Origin of the sequence: Mycolicibacterium neoaurum, assembly GCF_036946495.1 — a bacterium.
GTDB classification, from domain to species: domain Bacteria; phylum Actinomycetota; class Actinomycetes; order Mycobacteriales; family Mycobacteriaceae; genus Mycobacterium; species Mycobacterium neoaurum_B.
This window is the reverse complement of sequence record NZ_JAQIIX010000002.1, coordinates 2334924-2349519: the sequence shown is the minus strand read 5'-3', so window position 1 is coordinate 2349519 and position 14596 is coordinate 2334924. Positions and strand designations below refer to the sequence as shown.

The 14596-nt window shown below is 66.7% G+C and carries 10 protein-coding genes and 1 pseudogene; 3 read left to right on the top strand and 8 right to left on the bottom strand.

Going from position 1 to position 14596, the window contains the following annotated elements; genetic code table 11:
• Positions 1-35: 35 nt before the first annotated feature.
• The 4 genes and pseudogenes from PGN27_RS16585 to prpD form a co-directional block, all read right to left on the bottom strand.
• Positions 36-3420, bottom strand: a pseudogene (locus tag PGN27_RS16585) (pyruvate carboxylase).
• The gene (locus PGN27_RS16580; protein WP_335327100.1) at positions 3417-4544 is read right to left on the bottom strand and encodes a bifunctional 2-methylcitrate synthase/citrate synthase; all 1128 of its coding nucleotides are present in this window, start codon (positions 4542-4544) and stop codon (positions 3417-3419) included. The pseudogene PGN27_RS16585 and the gene PGN27_RS16580 overlap by 4 nt, the downstream one beginning before the upstream one ends.
• A complete protein-coding gene (gene prpB, locus PGN27_RS16575; RefSeq protein ID WP_335327099.1) occupies positions 4541-5458 on the bottom strand; it encodes a methylisocitrate lyase in 918 nt (305 codons plus the stop codon). The genes PGN27_RS16580 and prpB overlap by 4 nt, the downstream gene beginning before the upstream one ends.
• A complete protein-coding gene (gene prpD / locus PGN27_RS16570) occupies positions 5455-6960 on the bottom strand; it encodes a 2-methylcitrate dehydratase PrpD (protein ID WP_335327098.1) in 1506 nt (501 codons plus the stop codon). The genes prpB and prpD overlap by 4 nt, the downstream gene beginning before the upstream one ends.
• 85 nt (positions 6961-7045) lie before the next feature.
• Between prpD and PGN27_RS16565 the strand changes: the two genes are divergently transcribed.
• On the top strand, positions 7046-8491 hold the full coding sequence (locus tag PGN27_RS16565; protein ID WP_418888607.1) for a short-chain fatty acyl-CoA regulator family protein: 1446 nt from the start codon (positions 7046-7048) through the stop codon (positions 8489-8491).
• 16 nt (positions 8492-8507) lie between these two features.
• Here the strand turns inward: PGN27_RS16565 and PGN27_RS16560 are convergent, their stop codons facing one another.
• Positions 8508-9185 (bottom strand): VldE C-terminal domain-containing protein, encoded by a 678-nt coding sequence (locus PGN27_RS16560; RefSeq protein WP_335327096.1) that lies wholly within the window; start codon positions 9183-9185, stop codon positions 8508-8510.
• Between the two features lie 159 nt (positions 9186-9344).
• Positions 9345-11177, bottom strand: a complete 1833-nt coding sequence (locus tag PGN27_RS16555) for an Hsp70 family protein (RefSeq protein ID WP_335327095.1) — start codon at positions 11175-11177, stop codon at positions 9345-9347.
• 92 nt (positions 11178-11269) lie between these two features.
• On the opposite strand from PGN27_RS16555, the gene PGN27_RS16550 reads away from it, so the two are divergent.
• Positions 11270-11758 (top strand): nuclear transport factor 2 family protein, encoded by a 489-nt coding sequence (locus PGN27_RS16550; RefSeq protein ID WP_335327094.1) that lies wholly within the window; start codon positions 11270-11272, stop codon positions 11756-11758.
• On the opposite strand, the gene PGN27_RS16545 is transcribed toward PGN27_RS16550, so the two are convergent.
• On the bottom strand, positions 11751-12401 hold the full coding sequence (locus tag PGN27_RS16545; protein WP_335327093.1) for a L,D-transpeptidase family protein: 651 nt from the start codon (positions 12399-12401) through the stop codon (positions 11751-11753). The two genes, PGN27_RS16550 and PGN27_RS16545, sit on opposite strands and share 8 nt — an antisense overlap.
• A 76-nt stretch (positions 12402-12477) precedes the next feature.
• Here PGN27_RS16545 and PGN27_RS16540 point away from each other — a divergent pair, with 76 nt between their 5' ends.
• Positions 12478-13929 (top strand): bifunctional phosphatase PAP2/diacylglycerol kinase family protein, encoded by a 1452-nt coding sequence (locus PGN27_RS16540; RefSeq protein ID WP_335327092.1) that lies wholly within the window; start codon positions 12478-12480, stop codon positions 13927-13929.
• Here PGN27_RS16540 and PGN27_RS16535 read toward each other — a convergent pair.
• Positions 13874-14551 (bottom strand): phosphatase PAP2 family protein, encoded by a 678-nt coding sequence (locus PGN27_RS16535; protein WP_335327091.1) that lies wholly within the window; start codon positions 14549-14551, stop codon positions 13874-13876. The two genes, PGN27_RS16540 and PGN27_RS16535, sit on opposite strands and share 56 nt — an antisense overlap.
• Between the last annotated feature and the right edge of the window lie 45 nt (positions 14552-14596).

Here is a 14596-nt window from a genome sequence, read left to right as displayed (position 1 = left end):
AGACCAGTCGCGGGGATAAGCGTACCCACTGGTGGTCAGGAGATCACGACCAGCAGATCGCTGCCCTCGACCTGGGCGGTGCCGGTGACCGCGATGCGCGCCACGGTGCCGGCCTTGGGCGTGGTGATCGCCGCTTCCATCTTCATGGCCTCGATGGTCGCGATGGTCTGACCGGCCTCGACCTTGTCGCCGACTGCCACCCCGACGGTCACCGCGCCGGCGAAGGGGGCGGCGATGTGGTCGGGGTTGGCCTTGTCGGCCCTCTCCGCGGCGGCGACATCGCTGGCGATGTTGCGGTCGCGGACCAGCACCGGGCGCAGTTGCCCGTTGAGGATGCACAGCACGGTCCGCATGCCGCGTTCGTCGGCCTCGGACACCGCCTCCAGACCGATCAGCAGTTCGACACCCCGCTCAAGCTCGACACGGTGTTCCTCGCCCTGGCGCAAACCGTAGAAGAACTGGTTCGCGCTCAGGCGTGACGTGTCGCCGTAGATGTCCCGATGGGTTTCGAATTCCTTCGTCGGACCGGGGAACAACAGCCGATTGAGGGTGGCTTGGCGCTTCGGCCCAGGCGAGGCCAACGAGGCCTCCTCCTCATTCGAGAGCGGGGTTTCCGGTTTGGCGTCGGCGCGGCCCTGCAATGCCTTGCTGCGCAACGGTTCCGGCCAGCCACCGGCCGGATCGCCCAACTCACCCCGCAGGAAGCCGATCACACTGTCGGGAATGTCGTAGCGGTCCGGGTCGGCGGCGAACTCATCGGCATCAGCACCGGCACCCACCAACGCCAACGCCAGATCCCCGACCACCTTCGACGACGGGGTCACCTTCACCAACCGGCCCAACACCCGATCCGCCCCGGCATAGGCATTCTCGATCTCCTCGAACCGATCCCCCAACCCCAACGCGACGGCCTGGGTGCGCAGATTGGAAAGCTGCCCACCCGGGATCTCATGGGTGTACACCCGCCCCGTCGGCGCCGGCAGACCACCTTCAAAGGGCGCATACACCTTGCGCAACGCCTCCCAGTACGGCTCCAGATCACACACCGCTTTGAGATCCAAACCGGTATCACGATCGGTGTGCGCAGTCGCGGCCACGATCGCCGAGAGCGCCGGCTGACTCGTCGTGCCCGCCAACGGCGCCGACGCCCCATCGACTGCGCTGGCACCGGCGGTCCACGCCGCCAAATAGGTCGCCAACTGCCCACCCGGGGTGTCATGGGTGTGCACATGCACCGGCAGATCAAACCGCTCCACCAACGCACCCACCAGCAAGGAGGCGGCCTGCGGACGCAACAACCCGGCCATGTCCTTGATCGCCAACACATGCGCACCGGCCGCCACGATCTGCTCGGCAAGGCGCAGATAGTAATCCAGGGTGTACAAATCCTCGGCCGGATCACTCAGATCCCCGGTATAGGACATCGCGACCTCGGCCACCGCGGTCCCGGTGGCGCGCACCGCATCGATGGCCGGCCGCATCGAGTCCACATTGTTCAACGCATCGAAAATCCGGAAAATATCGACACCCGTGGCGGTCGCCTCATCGACAAAGGCACTCGTGACCAGCTCCGGATACGGGGTGTAGCCCACCGTGTTACGGCCACGCAGCAGCATCTGCAAACAGATATTGGGCATCGCCTCGCGCAACGCCGCCAGCCGCTCCCACGGATCTTCCTTCAAAAAGCGCAGCGCCACATCATAAGTCGCCCCACCCCAACACTCCACCGACAACAACTGCGGAGTCAACCGCGCCACATACGGCGCCACCAACAACAACCCATTCGAGCGCACCCGGGTCGCCAACAACGACTGATGCGCATCCCGGAACGTCGTATCGGTCACCCCCAACGCCGCAGACTCCCTGAGCCACTTCGCAAAACCCTCCGGGCCCAGGTCGACCAACTTCTGCTTGGACCCCGCCGGCGGGGGCACCGACAGGTCACATTCGGGCAACTTGTCGGCGGCATACACCGTCGACGGGCGCACCCCGTTGGGCTTGTTGACCGTGACATCGGCCAGATAGTTCAAGATCTTGGTACCCCCGGTCGGCCGGAGTGTGCGAGGTCAACAACTGCGGCCGCTCATCGATGAACGACGTCGTCACCCGACCCGCCCGGAAATCCGGATCATCGATCACCGCGAGCAGGAACGGGATGTTGGTCGTCACGCCACGGATCCGGAACTCCGCCAACGCACGACGCGCACGCGCAGCGGCCATCGTGAAATCCCGGCCGCGACAAGTCAATTTCACCAACATCGAGTCGAAATGCGCGCTGATCTCCGCACCGGTATGCGTACCACCGTCCAGGCGGATGCCCGCACCCCCCGGAGAGCGGTAGGCGGTGATCCGCCCGGTGTCGGGCCGGAAGCCATTGGCCGGATCCTCGGTGGTGATGCGGCACTGCATCGCCGCTCCCCGAATGACCAGATTGTCCTGCGAGAGCCCGAGGTCGGCCAACGTCTCACCGGCCGCGATCCGGAGTTGGCTCTGCACCAGGTCGACATCGGTGATCTCCTCGGTCACCGTGTGTTCCACCTGGATCCGCGGGTTCATCTCGATGAACACATGCCGTCCGCGCTCATCGAGCAGGAACTCCACGGTACCGGCGCAGCTGTACCCGATGTGTTTGGCGAAGGCCACCGCGTCGGCGCAGATCTTCTCCCGCACCGCCGGATCCAGATTCGGCGCCGGCGCCAACTCGATGACCTTCTGATGGCGACGCTGCAAACTGCAATCCCGCTCGAACAGATGAATCACATTGCCGGCACCGTCGGCCAGGATCTGGACCTCGATGTGACGCGGGTTGATCACCGCCTGTTCCAAATACACCCGGCCGTCCCCGAACGCCGACTCCGCCTCCCGGGAGGCCGCCTCGACCGCCTCACGCAGCGCCGACGCCTCGGCGACCCGGCGCATCCCGCGACCGCCACCACCGGAGACCGCCTTGACGAACAGCGGGAACTCCATCGACTCCGCCGCGGCCAGCAGGTCCTCGACCGAATCCGAGGGCTCCGAGGACGCCAACACCGGAAGTCCGGCCTCGCGTGCCGCCGCGATCGCCCGCGCCTTGTTGCCGGTCAGCTCCAGCACCTCGGCCGAGGGACCCACGAAGGTGATCCCCGCCTCCACGCACGCCCGCGCCAACTCCGGGTTCTCCGACATGAATCCATAGCCGGGATACACCGCATCCGCGCCGGCATGCTTGGCCACCCGGATGACCTCGTCCACCGACAGATACGCCCGGACCGGATGTCCCTCATCACCGATCTGATACGACTCGTCGGCCTTCAACCGGTGCAACGAGTTGCGATCCTCGAACGGGTACACCGCGACCGTCGTCGCGCCGAGTTCGAACGCCGCGCGGAAGGCGCGGATCGCGATCTCACCGCGGTTGGCGACCAGTACCTTGGAGATCACCGTTCGAGCGGTCGCTGAGCCGGGCCCACATACTCACTGAGCGGGCGGATCAACGCGTTGGAAGCGGTCTGTTCCATGATGTGGGCGGCCCAGCCGGCGATCCGGCTCATCACGAAGATCGGCGTGAAGCATTCGATGTCGAAGCCCATCAGGTAATAGGCCGGTCCCGTCGGGAAGTCCAGGTTCGGTTTGATACCCGTGGTCGCCGCCATATCGGTCTCCAGGGCTTTGTAGATGTCCAACCACTTCTTGCCGTCGCGGACCTCGGCGACGCGGATCAGGGCTTCCTTCATGGTCGGCACGCGGGAGTCACCGTTCTTGTAGACACGGTGCCCGAAACCCATCACCTTGTCCTTGCGGGACAGCTTGTCGTGCAACCACGCCGATGCCTTGTCGGCGCTACCGATCTCCAGCATGTCGTGCATGACGGCCTCGTTGGCTCCGCCATGCAACGGGCCCTTGAGCGCGCCGATTCCGGCGGTGACGGCGCTGTAGATATCGGACTGGGTCGAGGTGACGACCCGAGCGGCGAAGGTGGAGGCATTGAAGCTGTGTTCGGCGTAGAGCACCATCGACGCCTCGAACGCGTCGACGATGGCCTTCTCCGGCACGTCGCCGAAGCACATGTGCAGGAAGTTCTGCGAGTAGCTCATATGGCTGTGCGGCGCGATCGGATCGAGACCGCGGCGCCGGCGCATATCGGCGGCGACGATCGTCGGCAGCACGGCGAGCATCCGAAGTGACTTCTCGTAGTTCGACTTCGGGCTGCTGTCGTCCTCTTGCGCGTCCTGCGCGCCCATGTAGCTGATCAGGGTGCGCACCACATCCATCGGATGGCAGGTGTCGGGCAGCTTGGACAGCAGTGACTGCATGCCCCGATCCATCCGGCGGGCGGCCCGCTCACGCTGCGTGAACAGCGCCAGCTCCTGGTCGTTCGGCAGCTCGCCGTGCCACAACAGGTAGGCGACTTCCTCGAAGGAGCACTTGGTGGCCAGATCCTGCACCGCGTAACCTCGGTAGGTCAATGAGTTGGTCTCGGGGACCACCTTCGAGACCGCGGTCGTGTCGACGACGACGCCGGCCAGACCCTTGTAGATGCGCGGGCTGTTTCCAACAGCGCTCATGGTGCCACCCCCTGCAGTGCGAAATTGTAGATATCGGAGTCGAATTCGTTGTACTGGGCGTAGCGCAGCAGCTCATAGAGCCGGCTGCGGTGTTGCATCTGGTCCAGCAGACCGGATTGTGTTCCTGCCGAGGCGATCTCACGTAGGCCGAGCTCGACCGCGTGCATGGCCAGCCGCAGCGTGGTGACCGGGTAGATGACAACGTTGTAGCCGATGTCCGACAGCTGACTGGCGGTCAGCAGCTCGGATTTGCCGAACTCGGTCATGTTGGCCAGCAGCGGAGTGTCGACCGCGTCGCGGAAGTGCTCGAAATCAGCTGGGGTGTACAGGGCCTCGGTGAAGATGAGGTCGGCTCCGGCGTCGGCGTAGGCCTTGGCCCGGTCGATGGCCGCCCCGATCCCCTCGATGCCCGCGGCGTCGGTGCGGGCACAGATGATGAAGTTCGGGTCACGTCGCGCCGCCACCGCGGCACGCAGGCGTTTCACCATCTCCGAGGTTTCCACGACGGCCTTGCCGTCCAGATGACCGCAGCGTTTCGGATTCACTTGATCCTCGAGGTGCAGACCGGCCAGGCCGGCGTCCTCCATCAGGGTGACCGTGCGCGCCGCGCTCATCGGCTCGCCGAAACCGGTGTCGGCGTCGATCAGCGTCGGCAGATCCGTCGCCGCCGCGATCTGGGCGCCGCGACCGGTCACCTCGGTCAGGGTGGTGAGCCCGATATCGGGCAGGCCCAGGTCCGCCGACAGCACTGCACCGGAGACATACACCCCGTCGAAGCCGATCTCGGCGACCAGCTTGGCCACCAGCGGTGAGAAGGCGCCAGGATAGCGTTGCAGTCGACCCGAATTCAGCGCGGTCCGGAACCTGGCGCGCTTCTCCACGGCGGAAACCGTCGCGCCTAACAGGCCGCTCATCCGAAAATTCCAGACGGAATCGTCGGCGCCTTCTCGATGACCCGCGGGTCGACCTTGATGTTGAGCGCGCCCAGGCCGCCGGGCTTGATGCTCGCGACAGCATCGGCGACGTTCAGGAAGCGTTGCTGCTCTTCGGCTTCCACCACGCCCTCGGCCAGCACACCGAACTTGTGCACGTACTGCTCGCGAGCGAAGGGCCGGGCGCCCAGCGGGTGCGCATCGGCGACGGCGAGCTCGTCGACGATGGTCTCGCCGCTCTTGAGGGTGATGACAGCCCTGGCGCCGAACGCCTTTTCGGCCGGGTCGGTGCTGTGGTAACGACGCGTCCATTCCGGGTCCTCGACGGTCGAGATCTTGCTCCACAGCTCGATGGTGTCGGGGCGGTGCGCGCGCTCCGGGGCGTAGGAATGCTCGTGATGCCAGGTGCCGTCCTGCAGCGCGACGGCGAAGATGTACATCACCGAGTGGTCCAGGGTCTCGCGCGAGGCGCCCGGGTCGAACTTCTGTGGGTCGTTCGATCCGGTGCCGATCACCACGTGGGTGTGGTTGCTGGTGTGCAGCACGATCGAGGCGATCTGCTCCAGGTCACCGATGCGCTCACGCATCCGGCGGGCCAGGTCGATGGGCGCCTGGCTTTGGTACTCGGCCGAATGTTCCTTGGTGTAGGTGTCCAGGATCGCGCGCTTGGGCTCACCCGGCTCCGGCAGCGGCACGGTGTAGGTGCGCTCCGGACCGCCCAGCATCCAAGCGATGACTCCATCCTCACCCTCCCAGATGGGGGCTGGGGATCCCTCGCCGCGCATCGCGCGGTCCACGGCCTCGATGGCGACCTTGCCGGCCCAGGCCGGGGCGTACGCCTTCCAGCTGGAGATGAGGCCCTTGCGGGACTGCCGGGTGGCGGTGGTCAGGTGCAGGGCCTGGCCGATGGCGTTGTAGATGGTCTCAGTGTCCAGCCGCAACATGGTGCCCAGGCCGGCGGCAGCGGACGGCCCGAGGTGGGCGACGTGGTCGATCTTGTTCTCGTGTAGGCAGATGCCCTTCACCAGGTCCACCTGAACCTCGTAGGCGGTGGCCAGGCCACGGATCAGATCGGAACCGCGGATGCCCAGCTGTTGCCCGACAGCCACCAGCGCCGGGATGTTGTCACCGGGGTGGGAGTACTCGGCGGCCAGGAAGGTGTCGTGGAAGTCGAGTTCACGGACGGCCACACCGTTGGCGTAGGCGGCCCATTCCGCCGAGTAGGTGCCTTCGACACCGAAGACGGCAGCGCCCTGACGGGTCGGATGAGCCAGCGCCTGGGCGCGGGCGACGGTGACGGGCCGGCGGATCACCGAGGCCGCGGACACCGACGCGTTGTCGATGATGCGGTTGATCACCATCTCCTCGGTGGCCGGATCGATCTCCACCGGGTCGGCGGCGACCTCGGCGATCTTCCAAGCGAGGTGCTCGGTGCGGGGAAAGTCTTCGGCGCTGCGACGGGTACGTACCTCATGGTTCTGCATGATCCGCACGCTACGCAGACGCTGCGAACGTGCGAAAGTACCTGTAAATGCGTAATTTTGTGTCCTCTGTCCGCCCACTTTGCGAATGTTGTGTAAGACAGGTGCGCTAGGGTTTGCCCCGGTGGCGAAGACATTCGCGGGAGCCCGGCTACGGCGGCTCAGGGACGAGAAGGGCCTGACTCAGGTCGCGCTGGCGCGCGCCCTGGGGTTGTCGACGAGTTATGTGAATCAGCTGGAGAACGACCAGCGCCCCATCACCGTCCCCGTATTGCTCGCGCTCACCGATCGCTTCGATCTCCCGACGCATTACTTCGCACCCGACTCCGATGCGCGGCTGGTGTCCGACCTTCGTGAAATCCTGGCCGATGGGCCCTCGACGACGGCACAGATCGAGGAGTTGGTCGCACGCATGCCCGAGGTCGGGCAGACCGTGGTCAACCTGCACCGGCGACTGCACGATGCCACCGCCGAACTGGAATCGGTGCACGGCCGAGCCAATCTCGACGCCGTGACGGGCAACCAGCAGCCGATGCCTTTCGAGGAGGTCCGCGACTTCTTCTACGACCGACGCAATTACGTCGACGCGCTGGACCGTGCGGCCGAGGAACTGTTCACCCGGCACGGTCTGCGCATCGGCGGCTTGGATGGTCAACTGGCCGAACTGTTGTCCGACGAGTTCGCCATCTCGGTCGTCGTCGACAACGGAGATCGCCTCGGTGCCAACGTCAAACGACGCTACGAGCCGGACACCCGGACACTTCTACTGGCACGTTGGCTGCTCCCCGGACAGCGCGCCTTCCAGTTGGCCACCCAGCTGGCGCTGCTACTGCACTCGGATCTGATCTCGTCGATCGTGGCCACCGATGACCGGCTCAGCACCGAGGCGCGCGATGTCGCGCGCATCGGGTTGGCGAACTATTTCGCAGGCGCCCTGCTGCTGCCCTACCGGATCTTCTTGTCCGCTGCCGAGTCGTTGCGCTATGACATCGACCAGCTCGCACGCAATTTCGACGTCGGTTTCGAGACCATCTGCCACCGGTTGTCGACTCTGCAGCGTCCCGACGCCCGTGGCGTCCCGTTCATCTTCGTCCGCACCGATAGTGCGGGCAACATCTCCAAACGTCAGTCCGCCACCGCGTTCCACTTCTCCCGGGTCGGCGGCAACTGCCCACTGTGGGTGGTTCACCATGCCTTCTCCAGGCCCGGGGAGTTCCTCACCCAGGTGGCGCAGATGCCCGACGGCCGCAGCTACTTCTGGCTGGCGAAGACATCGGTGTCCCCACCCAGTCGGTATCTGGGAACCCCGAAGAGTTTCGCGATCGGGTTGGGATGCGATCTGGCCCACGCCGACAAGCTGGTCTATTCGGTGGGTATCGATCTCGCCGACGCCGAGGCCACGGTGCCGATCGGCGCCGGCTGCCGGATCTGTGACCGGGCGGCGTGCCCGCAGCGGGCATTTCCCTATGTGGGGCGACCGGTCCAGGTGGATCCGCAGACCAGCAGCAATCTGCCCTACCCGCCTGCCAACTGACCGCCCGCGGATCGGACTAGCGGTAGTAGACCTCGTCGCCGGTCGGGTAACCGCCGCCGGTCGTGGTGACGTGCACGTGGTCGTAATGGCCGTAACCGCCCGACCCGGACGGCCCGGTCGGGGTGTAGTAGGTGCCGCGCCAGATGGCGTCCTGCATGCCGAAGCGCGCGGCGTTCTTCATCACGTAGGCCACGATCTGATTGCCGAGTGCGATCCCCTCCGCGCTGCCTGGATTCGGGATCATCACATCCAGGGCCAAACCGTTCGGGTGCCAGCGCAGTGCGTCGGGGCGGACGCCGCCGATGCTGCGGATCTCAGGGAAGACAACGCTGATGGCACGTGCCGTCAGGATGGTCTTGACCTGCAGTCCGTGTTCAGGGGCCACCCCGGGAGGCAGCAGCAACGGGCGATTGTCGGGACGCCAGCGCGACGCGGCCACCAGCTGGGCGGTCGGCGGCGCGGGGGCCGCGGCGGAGACCGGGGACGAATTCCAGGCGAAGTCGGCGGGTGCGGCGACGATCTCCACACCGGGCACGACGGGCGCGGCGGCGGGACCGGCGATCGTCGCGGGCTCCTGATGCGCCTGTGGGGGCACCTCGGAGCCGACCGAGAACAGGATGGCGGCCGGCGCCAAGATCGCGGCAAGGGCAGCCGACGACCGATAGCGGCCGTTCGCCGTTCCATATCGCGCCATACACCGCACCTAACGAACTGATTCAGCAACCACCGAGACCTTGGCGTTTGCTTCCCGTTACATATTCGTGACTTTGACTCCGGGACTATAACCCGGCGTGTCGCGGCGGCTCAACTCTTCGCGAAAACTATTGGCGCAGGTGAGAGCGCACCTGGGCTGCTACGGCCCGGCCGGAACCCCCTGATTGGGCACCTGGATCGGTATCGGCGGCAGCAAAGGAATCTCAAGATATGTGGTGGTCATCGCCGGTTGAGTGGTCGTCACCGCAGGCGTCGTGGTGACCGGCGGAACAGTCGTCGTCGTCACCGGAGCAGTCGTCGTGGTCACCGTCGTGGTGGTGGTCGACGGCGTCGTGGTTGTCGTCGTCGTGGTCGTCGTGGTCGTCGTGGTTGTCGTTGTTGTCGTGGTCGTCGGAGTGGTCGTCGTCGTGGTCGGCGGCGTCGTGGTGACGGTCGTCGTGGGGACCACCGGCGCGACCGGTTCGGGACGCGGCGCCACCGACTCCGGTGGCGGCGCGGGCGCCTGGGTGATGGTGACGGGCGGCGGCTCGGCCGGCGCGGCGGGTTCGGCCGGCGGCGGCGTCAACACTCCGGTCACCGGAGCCGTGGACGGGGTGGGCGCCGGGCTCTCGGATGTTCCGGTCAAGGCGATCGCCACCCCACCGAGCGCGACCAGGGAAATGAGACCCACCGCGGCGAACACGGCCATGGGCACTCGCGGCAGGCCCCGCGGCTCGTCGGCGTACACATACGGATCCTGCTGCGACACCACGTGGGTGGCCTCGTCGGCGAGGTAGGGATTGACGCTCGGATAGTCCTCGGGGCCGGTGTAGGGCACCGGTTCGTTACCGGCATCGCCGTCCTCGGACCAGGCCAGCGCCCGGAATGTCGACGATCCGGACGGGTCATGGGTGATCGCCGAGGCCGGCGCCAGACTGGTCGGCGCATCGGCCCCCACCGCCGGAGCCATCCCGGTCTGCGCGCCGGTATCGGTGCCGTAGGCAGCCCGCAGCACCGCCCCGAGTGCAGCATCGAGGGCGGGTTGCGGCGTGTTGACCACCGGTGTCCTGGTGTGTTCGGACAGTTTCTGGGTGACCAACGGAATGCTCGCCCCGCCGCCGACGGTGGCGATCACCGAGATATCCGACCACCCGATTCTGTTGCGCTGCAACAGGTTGTCCAGTTCGGAAAGCACCAGGTCGAAGGGCGCGACCAGTAGCGACTCCAATTCGGCCCTGGTCACCCGCACCACCGAGCGGACACCAGGAAGGTCCACGGGCACCTCGGTGGCGGTCGCCCCCGACAACCGTTCCTTGGCCTGCCTGCACTGCTCACGCAGCACCCCGAGCTGCCCAACCGCGGCCGTCGCGGCCGGGTCCGCGTCGTTGACGTCGGTGAGCACACGGCCCAACAACGCCTGGTCGATCAGGTCACCGGAGAAGTCGGCCACCCGCACCGTTTCATCGATCGGCTCGAATCCGGCGTCGGCGTCGGCCAGCGTGATGCTGGTGCCACCACCGCCGAGGTCGATCAGGACGACCGCCCCGCGTGCGTTCAGACCCGGGTTGGCGTTCAGTGCGGTCAACGAGGTGACGGCATCGGATACCAGCCGCGGCGGCGCTCCCCCAGGGGAGAGCACCGGATTGGCGCGCAGTGCCGCACGCAGGACCCGCATGGTGGCCGGAGTCCAGTGCGCGGGTACCGCAATCACCGTCTGCCCGGACCCGGTCGGCCCGATCAGCGCTTCCAGGGCCTCCACCAGGAGATCGTCGGCGAGGTAGGACGATCCGTCGGCAGCCACCAGTGGCACCGGATCACCCACCCGTTCAACGAAACCGGAGAGCACCTGGCCGGGACGCCCGGACGGCACGCCGATCTCCGGCGCGCCGTCGGTGGGAAGGGTCAGCACCGCGCGCCGTGTCACTGGTTGGTCGCCGACCCGGGCAGCAACCAGATTGGTCGTGCCGATCGACAACCCCAACGGGTCGCTCATTGGGCCCACCCTAACCGGCGGCCCTGTCGGTGGCAGGCCGGACACCGCCGGTCTGGCCGGACTCCCAGACACCGGCCGGAGGCTGTGCTGTGATGTCGGGCATGGCAGACATCGCACGCGACATGCACGACATCAAGCAGGTCAAGTACCGCTACCTGCGCGCCCTGGATACCAAGCACTGGGACGATTTCGCGGCGACGCTGACGGAGGACATCGACGGCGACTACGGTTCGAATCCCGACGGCACCGGCACACTGCGCTTCACCGACCGCGACACCCTGGTCGAGTACATGCGCACCTCGCTGGGCCCGGCGATCATCACTGAGCACCGCGTCGACCACCCGGAGATCGCCCTGGACGGGCCCGACGAGGCGACCGGCCGGTGGTACCTGCAGGATCGAGTGATCGCGGCGGACTTCGGCTTCATGTTGATCGGTGCCGCGTTCTACCGTGACCGCTACCGCCGCACCGCCAACGGCTGGAAGATCTGCGCCACCGGCTACGACCGTACCTATGAGGCGACGATGTCCACCGAGAACCTGGGCTTCCACCTGAAACCCGGTCCGGCACTGGCTACTTAGACACGGCGATCAGCGCACCGGGCCGCAGCCAGCGCATGATCTTCACCATCATGTCGTCGTCGATGGCGATGCAGCCCGCGGTCGGCCCTCCCCCGGTGGTGTGCAGGAAGAAGGCGCTGCCCGCGCCGGGCACTCTGGCCTTGTTGACGCCCATCACCACGGCATGGGCGTACTGAGGTATCTGCAGATTCTCGGTAGCGGTGCCCTCGATACCGAACGGGCATTCGTCGCGCTTGCACACCTGCATGGTGTTGTAGGTGGGGCTCTCTTCATCGCCATCCCACCAGTGATCGGGGCCGACCTGCACATGCGGCAGCCCACCGCCGGGGTTGGGCTCGGTACCGAAGGTGAAGTCGAGCGAGAAGATGCCCATCGGCGTCTTCATCGAGCCCTCGCTGATGTCCTCGGCCATGCCGGCCGACCCGATATCGGCGGGGATGCCGACGCCGATCGGTTCCCAGCCCGCCGCGGTCCGCTCCCAGACATCCATCTTGGCGGTGGTGGGACCCACCCCCACCACAGAAATCACCTGGGTGGCCGAGCCGACCGAGTCAACGAACCAGGGCGTCTCGGCGGCACGAGCTACGGGTGCGACGGCGCACGCCAGCCAGAGCGCACACGCCATGGCGAGCAGTCGGCGCATCGGTCAATCGTCGGCGCCTCACGCAGGCGGGTCAAGTCAAGTTTCAGACACGATCCGGTTGGATAGGTTGAAGGCCATGGGACTCGGAACGCTCGACCGCCGCATCTTCGACGCCGTCGCCGAGTCCGACAGTCCCTTCCTGGACAAGGTCATGCCGCGGCTGACCTCGGCGGCCGATCACTCCAAGCTCTGGTTCGCCATCGCCGCAGCGCTGACGGCGACGGGATCACCGTCGATGCGTCGCGGCGCCGCGCGGGGGGTGTTGACGCTCGCGGTCACCAGTCTGCTCACCAATCAGGGCGCCAAACGCATCTGGAAACGGCCCAGGCCCGACCACTCGATGGTGCCGCTGCTCCGCCGCTCGCGCCGGATGCCGACCTCCAACTCGTTGCCCTCCGGGCATTCCGCCAGCGCGGCGGCGTTCGCCGTCGGGGTCGGACTGGAGAACCGGTCACTCGGTGTCGGCCTGGGCGTGCTGGCCGGCCTGGTCGGACTGTCCCGGGTCGCCACCGGTGCGCATTACCCCGGTGACGTCCTTGCCGGTTTCGGTATCGGCACCGCCGTGGCGCTGGCCGGTGCGGCCGTCGTGCCGACGATCGTCGAACCGCCGATCACCGCGGGGCATCCCCGCCGCTACCAGACCGAGGCCCGGCCCGACGGTGAGGGCGTCATCCTTGTCGTGAACCCGAACTCGGGAAGCGGCACCGGAGCGCGCATTCTCGAGGAGGTCCGACGGTCGCTGCCCAAGGCCGAGATCGTCGAGGTGGGCGACGACGAGGATATCGCCGAGAAGCTGCGCGAAGCCGCTGATCGGGCAGAGGTCCTCGCCGTCGGTGGCGGTGACGGCACGGTGTCCTGCGCGGCCGGGATCGCACTGCAGGCCGGGGTGCCACTGGCGGTCTTCCCGGGCGGCACGTTCAACCACTTCGCCAAGGACATCGGGTGCGATACCGTCGCCGCCACCGTCGAGGCGCTGCGCACCGGGTCGGCCGCCTACGTCGACACCATCGCCTTCAACGACACCGACACGGTCGTCAACACCGCCAGCATCGGCGCCTACCCGAAATTCGTCCGAATCCGCGAAAAACTGGAGAAGCGGGTCGGTAAGCCCGTGGCCGGCGTGTACGCCCTGTTCCGCACCCTGCGCAGTGATGCCAGCGTGCGCATCCGCTACGACGACAAGACCGTGCAGACATCATTGTTCTTCCTTGGCAATTCGCTGTACTCCCCCTCCGGCTTCGCCCCCTCGCGGCGGGTCCGGATGGACGACGGACTGATCGATGTCCGCATCCTGGAGACCGGTCCCAGATTCGCCACCCCGCGCATCCTCGCCGCGCTGGCGACCGGCCGCCTGGTGCACAGCCCGCTCTATCATGAACTGCGCGTGCCCGAGTTCAGCTTCACCGCAGTCGACGGGCCCACCCGGATCGCCCACGACGGCGAGGTCGAGATCGTCTGCCAGGAGGCGACCTTCAAGAATCGCTATCGCTCGCTGCCAGTGTTTCGTCCGCTACCTCGGAACGTCTGAGCAGCGGCAGCCACGCCAACGCCCACAGGTATCCCAACGCCCAGCCCGCCAACACATCGGAGGGGTGGTGCACGTTGAGCACCACCCGGCCGACACCGACTGCGACCACGCTCAACACACCGATCACCACAACCGTTGTGCGCCAACGCCGCAGCTGATGCCAGCCGGCCATGAGCAGCGCGGTCACCGCGGCAGCGACACCCAGTGCGTGCCCGGACGGGAACGACGAGGACATCTCGGCGACGAGCGCGGTGTCGGGGCGCGGCCTGTCGATCACCAACTTCAGGACCAGTACCAGCAGAGCGGATGCCTCGACGGTGAGGGTGAGGAAGAGGGCGACGTGGTACTGGCCGCGCAGCAGCGCATACCCGATCCAGACCAGCGCGAGCACTCGGAACACGGCCGGATGCAGCACATTGCAGAGCACATTCCAGCCGTCCACCCACGCAGGATGAGCCGATCCATACCGGTAGAGCGGGTCCAGCACCGTCCAGTCCGCGTCCGTCATCCAGGTCCAGTGGCCCAGGACACCGCCGAGCGACACCAGGAACACGATCGCCGCGGCCATGGCCGCCATGCGGTGTCGAGAAGTGGCCGCCATGCGGTGCTGAGAAGTGGTCACCTCATCGAGACTAAGTGACCGACGACCCGATCTCGGCGGTTGGCG